Annotated in this window: 18 protein-coding genes; 9 read left to right on the top strand and 9 right to left on the bottom strand. The window is 67.2% G+C overall.

Annotation, left to right across the window (positions count from 1 at the left end):
* Positions 1-3 precede the first annotated feature (3 nt).
* The gene (phaR, locus tag J2Y55_RS00905) at positions 4-600 is read right to left on the bottom strand and encodes a polyhydroxyalkanoate synthesis repressor PhaR (protein ID WP_310146682.1); all 597 of its coding nucleotides are present in this window, start codon (positions 598-600) and stop codon (positions 4-6) included.
* Positions 601-913: 313 nt separating this feature from the next.
* Between phaR and J2Y55_RS00900 the strand changes: the two genes are divergently transcribed.
* From J2Y55_RS00900 to phbB, 3 genes are read left to right on the top strand one after another with little or no spacing between them, the layout of a single operon-like run.
* On the top strand, positions 914-2,092 hold the full coding sequence (locus J2Y55_RS00900) for an acetyl-CoA C-acetyltransferase (RefSeq protein WP_310146681.1): 1,179 nt from the start codon (positions 914-916) through the stop codon (positions 2,090-2,092).
* 9 nt (positions 2,093-2,101) lie between these two features.
* On the top strand, positions 2,102-2,317 hold the full coding sequence (locus tag J2Y55_RS00895; RefSeq protein WP_310146679.1) for a DUF1737 domain-containing protein: 216 nt from the start codon (positions 2,102-2,104) through the stop codon (positions 2,315-2,317).
* Between the two features lie 36 nt (positions 2,318-2,353).
* The gene (gene phbB / locus J2Y55_RS00890; protein ID WP_310146677.1) at positions 2,354-3,076 is read left to right on the top strand and encodes an acetoacetyl-CoA reductase; all 723 of its coding nucleotides are present in this window, start codon (positions 2,354-2,356) and stop codon (positions 3,074-3,076) included.
* Between the two features lie 262 nt (positions 3,077-3,338).
* On the opposite strand, the gene J2Y55_RS00885 is transcribed toward phbB, so the two are convergent.
* The 3 genes from J2Y55_RS00885 to J2Y55_RS00875 form a co-directional block, all read right to left on the bottom strand.
* Positions 3,339-4,292, bottom strand: coding sequence for an arginase family protein (locus tag J2Y55_RS00885; RefSeq protein WP_310146675.1), 954 nt, complete (start codon positions 4,290-4,292; stop codon positions 3,339-3,341).
* A gap of 119 nt (positions 4,293-4,411) precedes the next feature.
* Positions 4,412-5,233: an AidB family quorum-quenching N-acyl homoserine lactonase gene (gene aidB, locus J2Y55_RS00880; RefSeq protein WP_310146673.1), complete on the bottom strand. Its 822-nt coding sequence runs from the start codon at positions 5,231-5,233 to the stop codon at positions 4,412-4,414.
* Between the two features lie 29 nt (positions 5,234-5,262).
* The gene (locus J2Y55_RS00875; protein WP_310146671.1) at positions 5,263-6,399 is read right to left on the bottom strand and encodes a serine hydrolase domain-containing protein; all 1,137 of its coding nucleotides are present in this window, start codon (positions 6,397-6,399) and stop codon (positions 5,263-5,265) included.
* Positions 6,400-6,542: 143 nt separating this feature from the next.
* Here J2Y55_RS00875 and J2Y55_RS00870 point away from each other — a divergent pair, with 143 nt between their 5' ends.
* The gene (locus J2Y55_RS00870) at positions 6,543-7,577 is read left to right on the top strand and encodes a MerR family transcriptional regulator (RefSeq protein ID WP_310146667.1); all 1,035 of its coding nucleotides are present in this window, start codon (positions 6,543-6,545) and stop codon (positions 7,575-7,577) included.
* A gap of 35 nt (positions 7,578-7,612) precedes the next feature.
* Here the strand turns inward: J2Y55_RS00870 and J2Y55_RS00865 are convergent, their stop codons facing one another.
* Entirely contained in the window at positions 7,613-8,809 is a 1,197-nt protein-coding gene (locus tag J2Y55_RS00865) for an MFS transporter (RefSeq protein ID WP_310146665.1), read from the bottom strand.
* A 210-nt stretch (positions 8,810-9,019) separates the two neighbouring features.
* On the opposite strand from J2Y55_RS00865, the gene yddG reads away from it, so the two are divergent.
* Complete coding sequence (yddG, locus tag J2Y55_RS00860) at positions 9,020-9,874, top strand: aromatic amino acid exporter YddG (protein ID WP_310146663.1); 855 nt, start codon at positions 9,020-9,022, stop codon at positions 9,872-9,874.
* Between the two features lie 66 nt (positions 9,875-9,940).
* Here the strand turns inward: yddG and J2Y55_RS00855 are convergent, their stop codons facing one another.
* The 4 genes from J2Y55_RS00855 to argH form a co-directional block, all read right to left on the bottom strand.
* Positions 9,941-12,622, bottom strand: coding sequence for a TIGR02302 family protein (locus J2Y55_RS00855; protein ID WP_310146661.1), 2,682 nt, complete (start codon positions 12,620-12,622; stop codon positions 9,941-9,943).
* A gap of 130 nt (positions 12,623-12,752) precedes the next feature.
* Positions 12,753-14,042, bottom strand: a complete 1,290-nt coding sequence (gene lysA / locus J2Y55_RS00850; protein ID WP_310146658.1) for a diaminopimelate decarboxylase — start codon at positions 14,040-14,042, stop codon at positions 12,753-12,755.
* 105 nt (positions 14,043-14,147) lie between these two features.
* Positions 14,148-14,414, bottom strand: a complete 267-nt coding sequence (gene lptM, locus J2Y55_RS00845) for an LPS translocon maturation chaperone LptM (protein ID WP_310146657.1) — start codon at positions 14,412-14,414, stop codon at positions 14,148-14,150.
* Between the two features lie 198 nt (positions 14,415-14,612).
* Positions 14,613-16,004 (bottom strand): argininosuccinate lyase, encoded by a 1,392-nt coding sequence (gene argH, locus J2Y55_RS00840; protein WP_310146655.1) that lies wholly within the window; start codon positions 16,002-16,004, stop codon positions 14,613-14,615.
* A gap of 31 nt (positions 16,005-16,035) precedes the next feature.
* Between argH and tlpA the strand changes: the two genes are divergently transcribed.
* The 4 genes from tlpA (at position 16,036) to J2Y55_RS00820 (ending at position 19,958) form a co-directional block, all read left to right on the top strand.
* On the top strand, positions 16,036-16,665 hold the full coding sequence (gene tlpA / locus J2Y55_RS00835; RefSeq protein ID WP_310146653.1) for a thiol:disulfide interchange protein TlpA: 630 nt from the start codon (positions 16,036-16,038) through the stop codon (positions 16,663-16,665).
* A 167-nt stretch (positions 16,666-16,832) separates the two neighbouring features.
* Complete coding sequence (locus J2Y55_RS00830; protein WP_310146650.1) at positions 16,833-17,834, top strand: hypothetical protein; 1,002 nt, start codon at positions 16,833-16,835, stop codon at positions 17,832-17,834.
* Between the two features lie 71 nt (positions 17,835-17,905).
* Positions 17,906-19,636, top strand: a complete 1,731-nt coding sequence (locus J2Y55_RS00825) for a carbamoyltransferase family protein (protein ID WP_310146648.1) — start codon at positions 17,906-17,908, stop codon at positions 19,634-19,636.
* A 73-nt stretch (positions 19,637-19,709) separates the two neighbouring features.
* Positions 19,710-19,958, top strand: a complete 249-nt coding sequence (locus J2Y55_RS00820; protein ID WP_310146646.1) for a DUF1272 domain-containing protein — start codon at positions 19,710-19,712, stop codon at positions 19,956-19,958.
* Positions 19,959-19,979: the final 21 nt, after the last annotated feature.

Here is a 19,979-nt window from a genome sequence, read left to right as displayed (position 1 = left end):
TGCTCACTTCGTCTTGGTGAGCTTGTCCAGGCGCTCGCGCATCTCGCCAAGCTCGCGCTTGAGATCACCGAGATCATCGCCCTTGGCCGGTGCGGCAGTGCCCTCCTCCTTCGCCTTGGCGGCGGCTGCCGCGGCAGCGAAAGGGTTGAACATGCGGAACGCGTCGGTGAAGAGCGTCATATTGGCCCGCGTCTGCTGCTGGATCGCGTCGAGCGCCCCGGTGCCGAAGGCCCCACCCGTGAAGGCCTTGGTCATCTGCTCGCGGAACTGACCCTGGTCCTTGGTCAGATGGTCCATCGAAAATTCGAGATAGCGCGGTACCAGCGCCTGCATGCTGTCGCCATAGAAGCGGATGAGCTGCCGCAGGAAGGCGATCGGCAGCAGGTTCTGCCCGTCCTTGGCCTCCTCATCGAAGATGATCTGGGCCAGGACAGAGCGCGTGATGTCTTCCCCGGACTTCGCGTCATAGACGACGAAATCCTCGCCGCCGCGCACGAGGCCGGCCAGATCCTCCAACGTGACGTAAGAGCTCGTGCCGGTATGATAGAGCCGCCGATTGGCGTATTTCTTGATGACGGTCGGTTCTTTTTCGCTAGCCATCAGTACCCTACATGACGTTGGTTCGGCTCCTGCCGCGAAACCCGCGACGGACCAAACGGAACGATCTCCCCTCCCGACGATAGCCGCTCAGTGGTTTGCCGCAAGTTTTTTGAGCGTGCAGCGCAAAAACAAGACTAAAGCATGACCTGATCTGCCCGTCTTTACAGCAGGCAGAGCGTGACGGACCGGTCGAATCCCGGCAGGCGCGCCTTTCTCCTGACTTGACGCAAGCGCGGCGGGCTTCGAAGGTGCCCGACGAACCAGGCGGCCCGGCGTGAGAGCGGACCGTCCGACAACAGCGAGGATCTCTCCCATGGCTGATACGGACATCGTCATCGTCGGCGCAGCACGCACCGCCGTCGGCGCCTTCAACGGCGCCTTCGCCAACACCGCGGCCCATGAGCTCGGCGCCGCCGCGATCAAGGAAGCGCTCGCCCGCGCCAAGGTCGAAGGGGCCGAGGTCGACGAGGTCATCATGGGCCAGATCCTGACCGCCGGTCAGGGCCAGAACCCGGCCCGCCAGGCCGCGATGGCGGCCGGCATCCCGCAGGAGGCGACCGCCTGGGGCCTCAACCAGCTTTGCGGCTCCGGCCTGCGCGCAGTGGCGATCGGCCTGCAGCAGATCGTCAATGGCGATGCCGACATCATCGTCGCCGGCGGCCAGGAATCGATGTCGATGTCGCAGCACGGCGCGCATCTGCGCAACGGCACCAAGATGGGCGACATGAAGTTCGTCGACACGATGATCAAGGATGGGCTCTGGGACGCCTTCCACGGCTACCATATGGGCACCACCGCCGAGAACGTCGCGACCAAATGGCAGATCAGCCGCGAGGAGCAGGACAAGTTCGCCGTCGGCTCGCAGAACAAGGCCGAGGCCGCCCAGAAGGCCGGCCGCTTCAAGGACGAGATCGTTCCCTTCACCATTGCCGGCCGCAAGGGCGACATCATCGTCTCCGACGACGAATATCCCCGCCATGGCGCGACGATCGAGGCCATGGCCAAATTGCGCCCCGCCTTCTCCAAGGAGGGCACCGTCACTGCCGGCAACGCCTCGGGCCTCAATGACGGCGCCGCCGCGCTCGTGCTGATGAGCGCCAAGGAAGCCGCCAGGCGCGGCCTGACCCCGCTCGCCCGCATCGCCTCCTGGGCAACCGCTGGCGTCGACCCGGCGATCATGGGTTCGGGTCCGATTCCGGCGACGCGCAAGGCTCTGGAGAGAGCCGGCTGGAGCATCGGTGATCTCGATCTCGTCGAGGCCAACGAGGCCTTCGCGGCGCAGGCGCTGGCGGTCAACAAGGACCTCGGCTGGAACACCGATATCGTCAACGTCAATGGCGGCGCGATCGCGATCGGCCACCCGATCGGCGCGTCCGGCGCGCGCGTGCTGGTGACGTTGCTGCACGAGATGGCCAAGCGCGACGCCAAGAAGGGCTTGGCGACGCTGTGCATCGGCGGCGGCATGGGCGTGGCGCTCACGGTCGAGCGCTGAGCCCTGCGCATGGCGAGGCAGACGACGCTCTATCGCTATCTCACCGGGCCCGATGACGCCGCGTTCTGTCATCGGGTCTCGGAGGCCCTGAGCCAGGGCTGGGTGCTCTATGGGCACCCGACCCTGACCTTCGACGCCACGAGCGGGCGCGTCATCTGCGGCCAGGCGATCATCAAGGATGTCGACGGGCCCTATTCGCCCGGGATGAAGCTTGCAGAACAATAGCGCGGCGCTCACGCCGCCAAGAGGGAGGAGACGGGAATGTCGAAGGTCGCTTTGGTCACAGGGGGCACGCGCGGCATCGGCGCTGCGATCAGCAAGGCCTTGAAGGAGGCCGGCCACAAGGTCGCGGCGAGCTATGCCGGCAATGACGAGGCGGCGGCCGCATTCAAGGCCGAGACCGGCATCCCGGTCTACAAATGGGACGTCGGCGACTATGACGCCTGCGCCGCGGGCATCGCCACCGTCGAGGCCGAGCTCGGCCCCATCGACATCCTGGTCAACAATGCCGGCATCACGCGCGACGGCTTCTTCCACAAGATGACCAAGGATCAGTGGTCGGCCGTCATCCGCACCAATCTCGATTCGCTGTTCAACATGACGCGTCCCGTGATCGAGGGCATGCGCGCCCGCAATTTCGGCCGCATCATCGTGATCTCCTCGATCAATGGCCAGAAGGGCCAGATGGGCCAGGTCAATTACTCCGCCGCCAAGGCCGGCGATATCGGCTTCGTCAAGGCGCTGGCCCAGGAGAACGCCAATAAGGGCATCACCGTCAACGCGATCACGCCGGGCTATATCGGCACCGACATGGTCGCGGCGATGCCCGAGGAGGCACTGAAGCGTGTCGTCGCCGGCATTCCCGTGGGCCGTCTCGGCAAGCCCGAGGAAATCGCCCAGATGGTCGTCTTCCTCGCCTCCGACAGCGGTGCCTTCGCGACGGGCGCGACCTTCGCGGTCAATGGCGGGCAATACATGGCCTGAGCCTCTGTCGGAGACACACGTCATTCCGGAGCAGGCCGCAGGCCTGAGCCGGAATGGCCGGGAGGCTCCGAGTTCAGGCAACGGCTCTACGACAGTCTGCGTGACGCCGACGGCGCGCCCGCCGAGGCGCTCACGACGACGCTGGCGCTCATCCTTGCCGGTGCCGCGGCGGAGATTCTGAAGCACGCGCTGTAACGGCGCAGCACAATCGCCTCGGGCGCGACCTATACAACCAGTGGGCACTGCACTGCGTAACAGCCGCCTATGACCGCTGCGATCGCGCCCGTTCGCTCATCGCCAGAAAGCCCGCCCCCAGCATCGCGAGTCGGCAGACGGTCCTGGCTCCAAGGTCGCCGAGATCGTGCTGAGGGGTGAACTCGACGAGGTTGAAGCCGACGATCGGCGCGCGGGCGGCAACACCGTGCAGAAGCTCAACGATGTCGCCGTAACCCAGCCCGCCCGGAGCCCGGCCGACGACGCCAGGGATCACCGTGGGGTCCAGCCCATCGACATCGCAACACACCACGACCGGCTGGCCTTCCGGCACCTGTTCGGCGGCATAAGCGAGCCCTTTGGCACGCAGCATGCGCATATCGACCAGTCGCGCTCCCGCCGCGACGGCATCAGCCACATCTGATTCCCGGGCGCTGCCGATGCCCCGGGCGCCGACCTGAACGATCGCTGCGACGCCCGCCATTTCGGAAGCCCGTCGCATCGTGCTCGAGGGCCCGAAGCGCTCGCCCTCGACCTCGTCGCGCCAGTCGATATGCGCATCGATCTGCAGCAGCGTGATCCTGCCATGCGCTGCAAAGGCGCGCAGCGCGGGGATTTGGACGCTGTCATCGCCGCCCAGCAGAACGGGCCGTGCGCCACGGCCCAGAAGCGTCGCAAAAGCCGCTTCGATCCTCGCGCGATTGCCGCTGAAATCGGTTTCGTCGAAGGCGAGATCGCCGCAATCGACCAAAACCGTGTCGGCCGTCATCAGCGGCGCGCCCAGATCGAAATCGTAATGCGTGCGGCGGGCGGAATGTCGTGCGCTTGCTGCCCGGATCGCCGCCGGAGCGCCCGCGCTATGGGCGCCATTCCCGGCATAGGGCGTCGCACCGGGAAGGCCGACCACGGCGATCGCGCCTCGCGGCACGGCATCGATGGCGACGGCTTCGCAGTCGAGGAAAGTCGGCCTCTGGGCGCGCGGAACAGGCGTATCGCTTGGCAATGAAGCAGGACCCTCATCGGGGTTGAGGCTTTTGACTATGCCGCGCTGGCTCGCGTCACGGCAAGCACGGCTGTCTGCGAGACACCGACGGTCGGTTCAAGTCGGGGACGCCTCCGGGCTCAGGCCGGCACGAGCCGATAGCTGTCCCCAACCGCCTCCAACCGCTGGAAACCGGTGATATGCCCTCCCGAGATGATCCAGCCGTCTCGGGCCGCCTCCTTCAGGATGATGTGGCGGCTGCGCGCGGCCGCGGCCGGGTCGAGGTCGTAGACGAGCCCGACATCCGGGTCGCCGGGCTGGAGATCCTCGACATGCACGAGATCGCCCCAGAGCAGCAGGCTGTGCTGCGCGTCCTGCACGATGAAGCCGGTATGGCCCGGCGTGTGCCCCGGCAAGGTGCGCGCGGTGATGCCCGGCAGGATCTCGCCTTCGCCGAAGCTGCGGATACGGCCGCTATAGAGGCTTTGCAGCTTCGCTGCGATCACGAAGCCGCTCCGCCGCGACGCCGGCAGCGCTTCGCGCGCCTGCTCGTCGGTGAAGAAGGCAAGCTCGACCTGCGGAACCCAGATCTCGGCTTGTGGAAAGTACGGCGCCTCCCCATCGAAGAGTCCAAGCGCGTGATCGCCATGGAGATGGCTGATCAGGACGCGCTGAACCTGGTCCGGCGTCACACTCACGGCTTCGAGCGCCGCGCGGGCATGGCCGAAGGCATCGCCCCAGGAAGGGCCTGTCCCGGCATCGACGAGAGTGATCCCCGTATCGTCCCGTAGCAGGAAGCAGTTCACATCGACGCTGATCGCGGATTTGCTCCAGCCTGCAAGAGCCTGCTTTCGCGCCTCGTCGCCTCTCGCATGGATCAGGACATCCGCCGGTGCCTGGAAAACGCCATCGTGCAGGATGGTGATGTCGTAGCGCCCGAAACGCCGTGAAGTCTGGCCCATGCTGAAAACCTTTTGCTCTGTTGGCCCGCTCAGCGGATCGCGGCGATGAGGCGGTCGACGAAGCCGTCGAGCGCCGTCTTGTCGATCCAGCGCAGCACCGCAACGAGATCCTGCGCCGGGTCGAGCCAGATCGCATTGACCCCGGCGCCGAGCGCGAAGACCGCTGTCGCCGGCACGCCGGGCTTTGCCGCCGCGCCCCGGTTCAGCCACCAGAGATAGCCGTAATTGGCGAGCGTCGGCGAGGGCGTGAGCATCGCGTCGATCCAGGCCGGCGACAGCAGTTCGCTGCCGCCCCACACCCCGCCGCGCGCCACCAGCAAGCCGACCCGGGCATGATCGCGCGCACCGATGAAGAGCCCGCCGCCCCAATGGCCGCCGCCCGGCACCGACTGGACCCGGCGCCCGTCGATCTCGACGAAGGCGTTGTCATAGCCTTGCCAGCGCCAGTCCTGCGAGGCCCCGATCGGGTCCATGATGCGCTCGCGTAGCACCTCCGGCAGCGGTCGGCGGAAGCGCTGCAGCAGGCAATAGGCCAGCAGATTGACCCTGACGTCATTGTATTCGTAGAAGCTGCCGGGCGGCTGGAGCGCGCGCTTCTCCCCCTTGCGGCTGTTGTCGGCGCCGGGCCCGATCTGGCGGTTATGGTCGACCTGATCGGATTTGCCAAAAATCTCGCCCTGCCACTCGCTCGACTGCTGCAGCAGATGGCGCCAGGTGATCGTGCGGTTATGGGCGCTCTCGAACCAGGGACCAGCAACGGTCTTCGCTACGGGCTCATCGACATCGCCGATCAACCCGTCAGCGGCCGCAAGCCCCGCCAGGATGGCGATGTAGCTCTTGGCGATGGAGAAGGTCATGTCGGTGCGGGCCGTGTCGCCCCATTCGGCCACGATGCGGCCGCCCTTGACGATCAGCCCGGCCGGCCCGCCGCGCTCGCGGACGGGACCGACGATCTCGCTCCAGGGCCCGCTCTCGTTCCATTCGACCAGGCCGACATAGCGTCCATCGGGATAATACAGGCTGCGCGGCCAGGAGCTTTCATGCGCCTTGGCGAAATCGACGGCAGCCGCGAGGCCAGCAGCGTCGAAACCCGCCTGCGCCGGCGAAATGCTGTCCCAGGCGTCACCGTCCGACGGTGGCGCATAGCTTTTTGTCGATATCGTCACCTGGCGGATGCTCCGGAATCTAAGGCGTCGCGGGGCTACGATCTTTATGGAGCGCCGGCACCGGCCACAAGCGCCGCTGCCGGTTGACCCGGCCCCTGGGACCGCCTCGATAAGCATGGCTGTCCGCAACAGCGAGGTGATTCGTGAGCGCTTCCGCCCCCTTCCTTTCCGCCTCCGAAGCCGCAGGACGGCTTGGCGTCTCGACCAAGGCCCTGCGGCTCTACGAGCAGCGCGGCCTGGTCTCTCCCATCCGCAGCGCCGCCGGCTGGCGGGCCTATGGCCCCGACCAGATGGCCCGCGCCAGCGAGATCGCGGCCCTGCGCCGGCTCGGCCTCAGCCTCGCCCGGGTGGCGCAGGTGCTGGGTGGCGATCCGCAAGGCCTGGAACCGGCGCTCGCCGCGCATCAGGCAACGCTCGAAGACCGGATCCGCCAGCTCACTGGGGCGATCGAGAGGGTCCGCGAGCTGCGCAGCGATCTCGCTCGGGGCAAGGCCCCGGCCGCTGGCGAGCTCGCGTGCCTGCTAAAGCCCGCTCCCGAACTCAGCGTCGCCTTCGTTCTGCCCTGGCCCTGGGGCGGCGAGCGCTTCGAACTGCGCGACATCCGGCCGCTGAACTACATCATCGGGCCGCTGGGCAGCGGCAAGACGCGACTGGCCCTGCGCCTGGCCGAGACCTTGCCTGGGGCCGCCTTCCTCGGTCTGGATCGCCTGGCCGATGGCGGCGCGGCAGCCCGCGCCCGGCTGTACGCCGACCCTGCCCTGAAGGTGCGGGTCGACCAGGCCCTGGCCTGGCTCGCCGAGGATGGCGCCGTCCTCTCGGACGCGCTCATCGCCCTGCTCGCCGGGCTGGAAGCCGAAGGTCCCGCCATCCTGGTCGTCGACATGGTGGAACAGGGGCTGGACCAGGCCACGCAGGAGGCCGTGATCGCCCATCTGCGCCGCCGTGGCCCGAACGGGAGGCCGCTCTTCCTGCTCACGCGCTCCTGCGCGATCCTGGATCTCGCCGCCATTGGCCCCGACGAGGCGATCATCCTCTGCCCCGCCAATCACAGCCCGCCGAGCCGCGTCGCCCCCTATCCCGGCGCGCCGGGCTTTGAAGCCGTCGCGACCTGCCTGGCCTCGCCCGAGGTGCGGGCGCGGACGGAGGGCGTCATCGCCTGGCGGCCGCAGGTAGCGTGACGGTTTGCCTCCGCTGACGGCCCCGGAAAGACGGCTTACCGGGCACGCGGCAGGAACATGGCGAGCAGCCCGACAGCCGGCAGCCAGGCGCAGAGCCCGAACACCCTGACGATGCCGATCTGGTCGGCGAGCGCGCCGATCCCTGCTGCAGCAATGCCGCCCAAACCGAAGGAGAGGCCGTAGAACAGCCCGCCGACGAGGCCGATGCGGTGCGGCACAAGGTCGATCGCATAGATCAGGATCGCCGAGAACGCACTCGCCATGATGAAGCTGATGACGACGCTGAGCGCGCCGGTCCAGAACAGATCGGCATAGGGCAGCATCAGCGCGAAGGGCAGCGAGCCCAGGATCGAGAGCCAGATCACGCGGTAGCGGCCGATCCTGTCGCCGATCATGCCGCCGACGATCACGCCGAGCGCGCCGACAACGAGATAGAGGAACAGCATGATCTGCGAGAGCTGAATCTCGATGCCGAAGCGCTCGATCAGGTAGAAGGTGTAATAGGAGCTGAAAGCCGAGGTGTAGCCGTTCTTCGACATCAGCAGCACGATCAGCATCGTCATCGCCAGGATGACCTTCGCCTTCGGCAGGCCGTGGCTGGCGATCTCCTCGACATGGTCCTTGGACGATTTCTGGTCGCGGCGCAGCGCCGAATAGCGTGAGCCGAGCCAGCCCATCACCAGCATGGCGACGAGCACCACCCCGGAGAACCAGGACAGGCTTTCCTGCCCGCGCGGCACCACGATGGCCGCGGCCAGCAGCGGGCCGGTTGCGTAGCCGATATGGCCGCCGACCTGGAACACGCCCTGCGCCAACCCCTGCCGGCCGGCCGCCGCATGGCGCGCCATGCGCGTCGCCTCGGGATGGAACACCGCGGACCCCAGCCCGATCAGCGCAGCCCCGACCAGCACGACCGCATAGCTGTGCGCATGGGAGAGCAGCAGCAGCCCGACCAGCGTCCCGCACATGCCGGCGACCATCGCATAGGGCCAGGGCTTGCGGTCCGTGACGTAGCCGAGCAGCGGCTGCAACAGCGACGACGTCACCTGGAAGGCCAGCGTGATGAAGCCGACCTGGAGGAAGTCGAGCTGGTAGGCCTGCTTGATCAGCGGATAGAGCGCCGGAATCATCGACTGCACGAGGTCGTTCAGCAGATGGGCCAGGCTCAGCGCCAGCAGCACCGGAAGCAACGGGCGCCGCGCGGCAGCAGTGGGCATCGGGATCGTGGTCATAACCGACGCATGATCCCGCGCGGGGGCGCGGTCAACATCCCGGCGCGGCGCTCAGAGCATGGCGCCTATCGCGCCCAAGCCGTGCTGCGGTGCAAGAAAGCCGTCTTCGGCAGGCCTCCGTCAGCCTTTACTGCCCCCATCGGCATTTGCCGCGGAAGCTGATATCGCGGTGCAAGATTCCTTCGATCCGCAGTCAAGTCCTGCCCAACCATGTCCTCCCGCAGCGCCACCCTCACCGGCCTCATCGCCATCCTGCTCTGGTCGACGCTGGCGCTGTTCGCCGCCATGTCGGGCCGGGTGCCGCCGTTCCAGCTCGTCGGCATGACCTTCGTCATCGGCGGACTGCTGATCCTCGCTATTGCCGCAGCGCGCGGGGAGCTGCGCCGCGTCATGCCGACCCCGGCCTCCTTCGCGCTCGGGCTCTACGGCCCCTTCGGCGACACGGCGCTCTATTATGCTGCGATGAAGACCGCGCCGGCGGCCGAGGCCAACCTGATCCATTATCTCTGGCCGCTGCTGATCGTGCTGTTTGCGGCCCTGCTGCCGGGCGGCCGCTTGAAGCCACGCCACCTCATCGGCGCGCTGATCGGCCTCGCGGCGACCGGATTGCTGATCTCGGGCGGCCTCGGCGTCGGCGGCGGCCTCTCGCTAGGCCATGGCTTGGCGGCGCTCGGCGCTTTCGTCTGGGCGAGCTATTCGGTGATCTCGCGCCGGTTCAGCACCGTGCCTTCCGAGAGCCTGAGCGTCACCATGCTCGGCTGCGCGATCCCCGCCTTCGCCTGCCATTTCGCCTTCGAGACGACCTTGTGGTCGCTGACATCAGTCGAATGGGGCGGTGTGCTCGGACTCGGCCTCGGAGCAATCGGGCTTGCCTTCGTCGTCTGGGACATCGGCATGAAAAAGGGCGACGTCGCCCTGCTCGGCGTCGCCTCCTACGCTGCTCCCGTGCTCTCGACGATCATCCTGGTGATCGCCGGCTATGCGCCCGCAAGCTGGCTCTTGGCAGCGTCCTGCCTGCTGATCGTCGTCGGGGCGCTGGTGGCAAGCTGGGAACGGCGCCCTTGAGAGACGCGCGCGGGAAACCTCTCCTTCCGGGAGAGGGGGCCCTGCGCTTCACGATTCCGGAAGAGCTCAATTCCGCCTGAGCAGGCGCTCCAGATAGTCGAGCTCCTCGCTCGGCCGCGACGGGTCGCCGAGACGCCGCCTCAACTCGTCCAGGATGCGACGCGCGCGCTGTGTCGCGCTCTCATCGGCACCGGGCACGCGGACGCGGCCATCAGCCCAGTCGCGCTGGCGCTGCGGCCGGCCCAGAGGATCTTCTCGGCCGCGCTGTTGCGCCGAGGGACGCCCGGCCGGACGGCCATCGGGCTCGCCGAAAGCGCCCTCGGTGCCGTCGCCCTCGCCGGGTTGGCCCTGCATCTGCTGGGCAAGGTTCTGGCCGCCCTTGCGCAGGGCTTCCAAAGCGCGCCCTTGCGAGTCGAGCGCCCCTTCGCCCTGGCCCTGGCCGAGCTGGCCCTCGGCCTCGCGCATCGCGTCCTCGGCTTCGCCGAGTTCGCTCTGGCTGGGGGCGCCCATGCCTTGCATGCGCCGCTGCAATTCCTGCAGGCGCTCGCGCAGGGCCTGCTGGCGCTCGGACAGGCTCTGGCCTTGCCCCTGCCCCTGCTGGCCCTCGCCGTCCTGTCCCTCTTCGCCTTCGCCCTGCTCGCCGGGTTGTTGACCGGGCTGCTGGCCGCGCTGCCCGCGCTGGCCCTGTTGTCCTTGCTGGCGTTGCCCCTGGCCGGGGCGCGCCTGCTGCTGGCCGGGGCGCTGCCCGCGCTGGGTCCGGTTCTGGCGCTGCTGCTCCTGCTGATAGGTCTCGTCTCGCAGTCCCTGCTGCTCGCGCGTCATCTTGTCGAGCTCGCCCAGCGCCTGGTTCATCTCGCGCTGGCGCTGGTCCTGCTGGCCGGGGCGCGCCATCTGGAGATTGTTGAGCATCTGGTTGAGCTCTTCCATCAGACGCTGCGCCTCGGCCATGTCGCCGCGCTTCGAGAGCTCCTCGATGCGATCGAGCATGTTCTGCAGATCGCGCGGCGTCACCGAGCGAAAATTCTCCGGCAGCTGCGCCGATTTCTGATCGCCATTCTGCTGCTGGCGCTGCATCTGCTCAGCGAGCTGGCGCATGAAGCGGTCCATCGCCCGCCGCATCTCTTCGGTGAGCTTCTTGATTTCCTCCTCGGACGCGCCGCGCTCCAGCGCCTGCTGGAGATTTTCCTGCGCCGCCCGCAAGGCGCGCTCGGCATCGGACAAATCGCCATCCTCGAGCTGCAGCGCCATCGCCCACATCAATTCGGCGACATCGCGCAATTGGTCGTCGCTGGCCGAACGGCGCAGCCGCTCGGCGATCATCCGTACGCCGAGATAGACGCCGGTCTCTTTCATGAACAGCTCGGGCTCGATCAGCAGCGCATCCATGGCGAGCTGGACCTTGCTCCGGGTCTCGATATCCATGACCAGCTTGCGGCGCTGTTCGACCAGGGATTTGGCGAGCGGCTTGGTGAAGGTGCGCTGCGGCAGCGTGACCTCGACCGGCTCGCTGCGGCCCTCCTGGCCGGCATCGTCGCGCGCGACCAGCGTCATCCTGACCTTGGCGCCAGCCCAGGGATGAGCCGAGAAATCGACCGTGCTCTTCATCTCCTCCTCGCCGGTCGGCGAGGAGGGGGCGCTGAGCGACTGCTTGGGCGGCTCGACCAGCGAACGCCCGACCGAGGGCGGGCCCGGCCGCGAGACCAGAACCTCGACCGAGGCGACGCCGTAATCGTCCTTGGCGCGATAACTCAGCCCGAGACCGCCGCTCTGCGCGCCGGTGATCGGCTTGGGCGGCTCGATGAAGCTGATGTCCGGCGGCTGGTCGGGTACGGCATTGAGATGCAGCGTCGCATTGGGCGCGCCGCTGCCGGTGAGCCGCAGCGTGCCGTTGCCGGCCAACGCATAGCGCTTCTCCAGCACGGCGGGAGTGTTCCCTGCGGCCGGCTTCGCCTCCTTGGCGTCGGCTGCCGGCAGCGCGTCGAGCCGGCCCGTGGTCGCGACATCCATGCCCGACTTGCCGGCGATGCGTACGACGACGACGGATTTCTCGGGCGCGCTGAAATTGGGGCTCGCCAGCTTGGCGAAGTCGATCAGGATCGGCGGCAGGCGCGTATAGGCCGGCGGATCGATCCAGGCGTCGATACGGATGGCGGGCGCGGCCGAAGCAGCCCCTCGCCAGTCGAAGGCGGCGCCGAGGCGCGGCGCGGCCTCGTGACCGGCGACGAAGAAGGCGGTGATCGCCGCAAGCAGCGGCACGGCGCGCAAGGCAAGACGATCGCGCCCGGCCATGAGCGGATGCGGCGCCGCGAGCCTGAGCCCGGCGACCTGCCGGCTCTGGCGCTCGACATGGAGCTTCCACAACGCCTGCGAGACCGGATCACCCGAGCCGACAGCGAGACTATCCTCCAGCGAGGAGGCCGGGCGATGGCCGCCCTCGAGCGAATGGTCGAGCCGCGAAAGCCCGTCGCGCCGCGTCGGCAGCGGCGTCGTCGCGACATGCCAGAGGCTCGCCGCCAGGCCGGCGAGGAACAGCACGACGCCGAGCGCACGGCCCTGCCAGGGCAGCAGCGTCCACAAGCCGAACCAGGAGAGCGCCAGGAAGGTGAGGATGATGGCCGCCGACAGCCAGAGCCGCGGCCAGGCCCGCTCCCAGCCGAGCGACAGGCGTGAAGCGGTCGTGAGCCGGCCAAGCCGCTGCCGGATACCCTCGATCGGATCAGACGCCTTGCGGCGCTCTGCCTCATTCATGCCGTCGCTCCGAGCTGCCTGCGCACCATCCTGAACCTTCGCCACTCGACACACGCTAACACGTGAATGTGGCAAGGCCAGAGCGAAGGCGCTCCGCCCACAGGGGCCTCAGCGCATCGTGATCGAGAGCTCAGGCCAGCCAGGGCGGTGCACGATCCGTGCCGAGAAGCTCCTCATAGCTCTGGCGCGGCCGGGTCACGGCGTATTGTCCGCCCTTGACCAGCACTTCCGGGACGAGCAGGCGCTGGTTGTAGGTCGAGGCCATGCTGGCGCCATAGGCGCCCGCGGTCATGAAGGCGATCAGGTCGTCGGGCTTCTGCTCGGGCAGAACGCGTCCGGTCGTGAAGGTGTCGCCTGATTCGCAGACCGGCCCGACCACGTCATAGGCGATGCGGCTTGCATCCGCGGCCGGCTCGGAAACCGGCCAGATCTCGTGATAGGCCTCGTACATCGCCGGCCGCATCAGGTCGTTCATCGCTGCGTCGACCACCAGGAACTGCTTGGTCGGGCGCGGATTGAGATACAGCACGCGCGTCAGCAGGATGCCGGCATTGCCGACGATCAGGCGGCCCGGCTCGAAGCCGAGCTCGACATCGAGCCCCTTGGTGACCCGCCCGACCATGGCGGCATAGGCCTCGATCAGATCGGGCCCATAGTCGAAATCCTTCGGGATCTCATAGGGAATGCCGAGGCCGCCGCCGAGATCGAGCCGCTCGACGCGGTGGCCCTCCGCGCGCAAGCTCCCGACCAGCGTCGCCATCTTGGCATAGGCCGCCTCGAACGAATCGGTCTCGCGGATCTGGCTGCCGATATGGAGCGCGAGCCCCATGATCCTGACGCCTGGCATATTGGCCGCACGGGCATAAAGCCTGCTGACCTCCTCGAAGGAGACGCCGAACTTGTTCTCGGACGAGCCCGTGGTGATCTTGGCATGGCCGCCGGCGCCGATATCGGGATTGACCCTAAACACCGCCTCCTGGCGCTTGCCCAGCGAGGCCGCGACGCGCGAGAGCAGATCGAGCTCACCCTCGGTCTCGATATTGACCTGGTAGATGCCGGCCCCGACAGCGAAGCGCAGCTCGCTCTCGCTCTTGCCGACGCCGGAGAAGACAATCTTCTCGGGCGGGAAGCCGGCGGCGAGCGCCTTGCGGACCTCACCCTCGGACACCGTATCGACCCCGGCACCGAGCGCAGCCAGCGTCTTCAGCACGCCGAGATTGCCGTTGGCCTTCAGCGCATAGAAGACATGGGCCGTCCCCGCCGGAGCGTTCGCCTTCACCGCCGCGGCGAACAGACGGTAATGCCGCTCGATCGTGGCCGAGGAATAGACATAGACCGGCGTGCCGACCTCGGCCGCGATCTGCCTGAGATCGACATCCTCGGCGAAAAGCGAACCGTCGCGATAGCTGAAATGGTGCATGGGACGCTCAGTGCCTGTTCAAGAATGCCGATGGCCCTCGCTAAAGAGCTGTTCCGACCGGAACAGCGTCTCGAAGCGCGAGGGCTCCCGTTGCAAACGTTGCGTTTAGAGGATCGGGTCGAGCACGAAGCTCTTTTCGGGAATCGTGAAGTTCCGGTCCGCTTTCGGCGGCTTGCCGAAGGGCGCGCCGCCAGCCTGGATCTCAGCTTGCTGCTGCTCCTCTCCGCCGATGTCGCGGTCGGGCAGGTCGAGCGCGCTGGTCGCCTTCGGCGGCGCCTCCAGCGGCCCTCTGCGGCCGCAAGCTGTCAAGGCAAGTCCGAGCAGGCCGGCCAGAACGACGGCACGGCCCAATTTCAGGCTGGAATGCGGCACGAAAGGAAACCCTCGGACGAAGCGTGGCGGAGACTGTAACGAATGGAGCAACCTGTTGCGAGCTTTTGAAGGCGCTGCAACCTCATTCTCGGGCGGGGCCCTCAGGTCCGGCCTTTGGCCGGCCCAGGGAGAGGCCCCGCGCAGGCCCGAAAATCCCTGGCGGAGATGCCAGGGTCAAGTCCGAGCGTGACGGGTTCGTCAGCCGCGCGCCTTCGCAAGCCGCCTGAGCCATGACTTTGCCTGCCGGCGGACATTGACCGGAGCCGTGCCGCCATAGCTGACGCGGCTCTTCACCGACTGCGTCACGCCGAGCACGGCGAAGACGGCTTCCGTGATCTTGGGTTCGGCCTCCTGCATCTCGGCGAGCGTCAGCTTCTCCAGCCCGACGCCTTTGGCAGAGGCGATGCCGACGAGCCGGCCGGTGACGTGATGCGCGTCGCGGAACGGCATCTTGAGCACGCGCACCAGCCAGTCGGCGAGGTCGGTCGCGGTGGCATAGCCCAGCCCCGCCGCCTTCTTCATCACCTTCAGGTCCGGCTCCATGTCGCGCACCATGCCGGCCATGGCGGCAAGGCAGAGCGAGAGCGTCTGGAGGGCGTCGAAGGTGCCTTCCTTGTCCTCCTGCATGTCCTTGGAATAGGTCAGCGGCAGGCCCTTCATCATGGTCAGCATGGCTTGCAGCGCACCGAAAACCCGGCCCGCCTTGCCGCGAACCAATTCCGCGGCATCGGGATTGCGCTTCTGCGGCATGATCGAGGAGCCGGTCGAGAACTTGTCGGAGAGCTTGACGAAGCCGAATTGCGGCGTCGCCCAGAGCACGATCTCCTCGGCCAGACGCGACAGATGCATGGCGCAGATCGAGGCCGTCGACAAAGTCTCGAGCACGAAATCGCGATCCGAGACCGAATCGAGCGAATTCGCCGTCGGGCGGTCGAAACCGAGCGCCTTGGCGGTCATATGGCGGTCGATCGGGAAGGAGGTGCCGGCAAGCGCCGCAGCCCCCAGCGGGCATTCGTTGAGGCGCTGACGCGCATCGCGGACGCGACCGCGATCGCGCGACAGCATCTCGACATAGGCGAGCAGGTGATGGCCGAAAGTCACCGGCTGGGCCGATTGCAGATGAGTGAAGCCCGGCATCACTGCACCAGCGTGGAGATCGGCCTTTTCGGCCAAGGCGAGCTGGAGATCGGCCATCTGCTCGTCGATGGCGTCCAGCGTATCACGGACCCAGAGCCGCATATCGGTCGCGACCTGGTCATTGCGCGAGCGCGCCGTGTGCAAACGGCCGGCGGCGGCGCCGATCCTGTCCTTCAGGCTCGACTCGACATTCATATGGACGTCTTCGAGCGCGCGCGAGAACGTGAAGCTCCCCGCCTCGATCTCACCCTCGACGCTCTTGAGTCCGGCGCTGATGGCGGCCACATCGTCCTTGGTCAGGATGCCGGTCTCGCCCAGCATCGCCGCATGCGCGAGCGAGCCTCGGATATCCTGCCGCCAGAGGCGCTTGTCGAAATCGATGGAGGCGTTGATCTCCTCCATGATGGCGTCGGGACCCGTGGCGAAACGCCCACCCCACATGCGATTGCTCACGGCGGTCTTTCCTGATTTCAAAGGACGTATGATGACGTCTGGAACGAAGATAGGTCTGGCCCTCGGGGTCGTGGCGGCGCTCGGCCTCGCGGGCATGGCGGCCTTCTACTCCGGCCAGGGCCGTGCCGGCAATTCCGCTTCTTGCGGCGCAGCGGCGGCGCGGGCGGCAAAGATGCAGCCTTTGGCGCAGGGCGAGGTCGCGGCCGTCGAGGTTCGGACGAGCCCGCAGCCGGCACCCGATCTCGCCTTCGAGGGCCCCGACGGTCGGCCGACGACGCTCGCGGCCTTCAGGGGCAAGACCGTGCTCGTCAATCTCTGGGCGACCTGGTGCGCGCCCTGCCTCAAGGAGATGCCGGCGCTCGACGCCCTGCAGGACGCATTTGGCGGACCTGACTTCGCGGTGGTCGCGATCAACATCGACACGCGCAATCTCGACAAGCCGAAATCCTGGCTCGCCGAGAACAAGGTCACACGCCTGCCCTATTACGCCGACGCCCAGGCCAAGGTCTTCCAGGATCTGCGCGCGGCGCGGAAGATCGAAGGCATGCCGGTGAGCCTGCTGGTCGATCCGCAAGGCTGCGAACTCGGCATGATCCAGGGCCCGGCGGACTGGGCGAGCGCCGATGCCAAGGCGCTGATCGCCGCTGCGATGGGGCGCTGAATAAAGCAGCTTCGAAGCGGATAGCCTATCCACAGCCCGCAAGGCAGGTATCCGCTTGCCTTGCTGTTCAGCCTGCGATCGGATCGTCATAATCCAAGGCTAGTCACAGCTAAAATTCAGCTGCAGGAGCGCTTGCGCTCATCGATGACTGGCGGAGGAGAGAATTGATGAATTCTAATAAAATCTGTTTCAGCCGTCGCGCCTCACACCTCGTTGCCGCCCTGCTCACTGCATTTGCTGTCGGCTTCGGCGCCTGCCCGAACGCCGTCGCTCAGGATCGGCAAGCCATCGCCGGCACCAGCGTCTCGCTCGTCGCACCGAAGGGCTTCACCCCGGCGACCGGCTTCGCGGGCCTGGCGAACCAGGCCACGCAGGCGAGCGTCCTGATCATGGAGATGCCGGCAGTCGCTCATCCCCAGCTCGTTCCGCTGTTTTCCGACATGGCGACGGCCAAGACCAACTTCGCCAAGCAGAATATCGCCATCGCCAGCATCGACGAAGTGGCCACCACCGGCGGCGACAAGGCGCCGGTGATCAGCGGAACGCAGACGGCGGGCGGCGCTCGCCTCGACAAATGGATCGGCCTGTTCAAGGGGGAGAAGACCGTGATGGTCACGGTCCAGGCTCCCAAGGCCGCGGCGCTCGGGCATGCCACGGTGCTCGCCTTGATGTCGTCGGTCTCGCTCGGCAAGGAGCCGACGCTTGCGGAAAGGCTCGCCGCCCTCCCCTTCACCCTCACACCGGCCGAACCGTTCCGGGTCATCGATACGATCGCCGGCTCCGGCGTGCTGATGACGGCCGGCGAACTCAATACCGATCCCGCCGGCAAACAGCCGCTGCTGATCGTCGCCTACCAGCTCTCCGTCCCGGCGGCAGCGAGCACGCTCGAAGCGACGGCGGAAGCCACGCTGAGACAAACGCGCGATTACCGGACGGCCAAGATCACGGCCCGCGAGCGCATCCGCTTCGCCGGCACCGACGGGCTGTTGCTGTCGGGCACGTTCGACCACGCCAATGGGACCACCAAACGGTTCGTGCAGTATATGGCGTTCGACCCCAAGGGTCGCTTCGTCCGCATGATCGCCTCGGCCGACGATGCCAGCTTCGAAAAGCTGCAGCCGACGATCGCAGCGATTGCCGGCAGCGTGGCCTTCGCGGCCGGGAAATAGGCCGGCTGCAGAAGCCTGGACCGCCTGCGTCGATTGCCTCGCGCTTGCAGCTGCGCCATACGCTGCCGGCCATGACCTACACCATCGGCCTCGCCACCACCTTCCACGACCCCGCCCTCGCCATCATCGGGCCCGATGGCGAGGTCGTCTTCGCCGAGGCAACCGAGCGCTACCTGCAATATAAGCGCGCCCCCAATTGCGAGCCGGATCCGGTTCAGCGCATGGAAGGGCTGCTCAAGCGCTACATCCCAGGAGACGCCGAGGTCCGGATCGCCACGAGCTGGAGCGAGGACTTCACCGGCTTCCTCGACCAGATGAGCCGCGCCGGCTCCTTCTCGCTCGACGCCCTGCTCAAGCTCTCGCCCGAACTCAACCGCTCGCTGGTGCCCGAGCGCACCGAGCGCGCGCTGATCGCCTCGCTGCACCTGGGCCAGCAGCGCGCGGGCCTCGGCACCCTGCTCGGGCTCGACCGCGCTTTCGGCAAGGCCAATGTCACCGGCCTGACGCGCTACGACCACCATCTCAGCCACGCCGCCTATGGCTGCTGGTCCTCGCCCTTCGCGGACGCCGCCTGCCTGATCGTCGACGGCATGGGCGAGACCGGGGCTTCGGCGATCTTCGCACTCGCGGACGGCAAGATCACCGAGGTGAAGCGTCATCGCGGGCGTGAGTCGATCGGCTTCTATTTCGGCCTCGTCACCGACCTCGCCGGCTTCGACCAGGCCAAGGGCGAGGAATGGAAGATCATGGGGCTCGCCCCCTATGGCACGGCCGACGCCGCGCTGATGGCGCTGCTGCGCCGGCTCTACCGGATCGATGGCTACAAGCTCTCCTTTGCGGATGCCGCAACCGTGCGTGAGGTCAGCGCCGAGATCCTGGCGCTGCGCCCGATCGATGCTCTCGACCAGGGCTGGGCCGATCTCGCCCGCTGCGGCCAGGACGTCTTCGCCGAGATGATGGAGGCGCTCCTCTCGGAAACCGCCGCTTTGGTGCCGGCCGAGAATCTCGTGCTCGCCGGCGGCTGCGCGCTGAATTCCTCCTTCAACGGCAAGATCGTCGGGCGCCATGGTTTCGCCCGCGTCCACGTTCCCTCCGCGCCAGCCGATGACGGCAATGCGATCGGCGCGGCCTGGCTCGCCCATGCGCAAGCCAATCCGGACTGGCGCGCGCCGCAAGGTCCGCAATCGCCCTATCTCGGCTCGACCGTCTCGACCGAGCCGCTGGAGCGCATGGCGGCCTGGGAGCCGCGCCTGAGAAAGCTTGACCCCGAAGAGGTCGCCCCCGTCACCGCGCAACTCTTGGCCGACGGCAAGCTGATCGGCTGGGTCCAAGGCAAGGCCGAGTTCGGCCCGCGCTCTCTCGGCAACCGTTCGATCCTGGCCGATCCGCGCCCTGCCAACGCCAAGGATCTGCTCAACGCCAAGGTGAAGTATCGCGAGGCGTTCCGCCCCTTCGCACCCTCGATCCTGGCCGAGCATGGGCCGGACTGGTTCGAGAACTACCAGGACGCGCCCTATATGGAGCGCACCTTGGTCTGGAAGCCGGGCATGCGCGAGCGCGTGCCGGCCGTGGTCCATGAGGACGCGACCGGGCGGCTCCAGAGCGTCACAGCGGAGCGCAATCCGCGCTACCACGCGCTGATTCAGGCCTTCCATGCGCTGACCGGCGTGCCGGTGGTGCTGAACACCTCCTTCAACATCATGGGCAAGCCGATCCTGCACACGGCGGAGGACGCGATCCTGATGTTTTATACGAGCGGCCTCGACGCGCTGGTGGTGGAGGACTGGCTGCTGGTGAAGTGATCCAACTCATCAGCAAGAAGCGTTGGCGGATAGCCGCGACTGGCCGCATTCTCCGTACTAGGAGGATATAGCCATGCTGCAACTGCGCCCGAACTGCGAATGCTGCGACCGCGACCTGGCTCCTGACGCGCGCGACGCGATGATCTGCACCTTCGAATGCACCTTCTGCGCGGACTGCGCCGATACGCGCTTCCAGGGCGCCTGCCCGAATTGCGGCGGCGAACTGGTGCGCCGGCCGGTCAGGCCAGCAAGCAAGCTGGAGGCATATCCGGCCTCGCAGGAGCGGGTGAGGAAGCCGCATCCGGAATGCGCAGCGGCTTGAACAGCACCTGCATGCGGGGAT

This window comes from Allobosea sp. BE125 (genome assembly GCF_031456075.1).
GTDB lineage: Bacteria > Pseudomonadota > Alphaproteobacteria > Rhizobiales > Beijerinckiaceae > Allobosea.
This window is presented reverse-complemented; position numbering and strand designations above follow the sequence as displayed.

What these genes read in the sequence shown, in the direction of transcription:
- phaR (WP_310146682.1), bottom strand. Translation starts at nt 600, where the DNA reads ATGGCTAGCGAAAAAGAACCGACCGTCATCAAGAAATACGCCAATCGG.
- J2Y55_RS00900 (WP_310146681.1), top strand. Translation starts at nt 914, where the DNA reads ATGGCTGATACGGACATCGTCATCGTCGGCGCAGCACGCACCGCCGTC.
- J2Y55_RS00895 (WP_310146679.1), top strand. Translation starts at nt 2,102, where the DNA reads ATGGCGAGGCAGACGACGCTCTATCGCTATCTCACCGGGCCCGATGAC.
- phbB (WP_310146677.1), top strand. Translation starts at nt 2,354, where the DNA reads ATGTCGAAGGTCGCTTTGGTCACAGGGGGCACGCGCGGCATCGGCGCT.
- aidB (WP_310146673.1), bottom strand. Translation starts at nt 5,233, where the DNA reads ATGGGCCAGACTTCACGGCGTTTCGGGCGCTACGACATCACCATCCTG.
- J2Y55_RS00865 (WP_310146665.1), bottom strand. Translation starts at nt 8,809, where the DNA reads ATGACCACGATCCCGATGCCCACTGCTGCCGCGCGGCGCCCGTTGCTT.
- yddG (WP_310146663.1), top strand. Translation starts at nt 9,020, where the DNA reads ATGTCCTCCCGCAGCGCCACCCTCACCGGCCTCATCGCCATCCTGCTC.
- J2Y55_RS00855 (WP_310146661.1), bottom strand. Translation starts at nt 12,622, where the DNA reads ATGAATGAGGCAGAGCGCCGCAAGGCGTCTGATCCGATCGAGGGTATC.
- lysA (WP_310146658.1), bottom strand. Translation starts at nt 14,042, where the DNA reads ATGCACCATTTCAGCTATCGCGACGGTTCGCTTTTCGCCGAGGATGTC.
- tlpA (WP_310146653.1), top strand. Translation starts at nt 16,036, where the DNA reads ATGACGTCTGGAACGAAGATAGGTCTGGCCCTCGGGGTCGTGGCGGCG.
- J2Y55_RS00830 (WP_310146650.1), top strand. Translation starts at nt 16,833, where the DNA reads ATGAATTCTAATAAAATCTGTTTCAGCCGTCGCGCCTCACACCTCGTT.
- J2Y55_RS00825 (WP_310146648.1), top strand. Translation starts at nt 17,906, where the DNA reads ATGACCTACACCATCGGCCTCGCCACCACCTTCCACGACCCCGCCCTC.
- J2Y55_RS00820 (WP_310146646.1), top strand. Translation starts at nt 19,710, where the DNA reads ATGCTGCAACTGCGCCCGAACTGCGAATGCTGCGACCGCGACCTGGCT.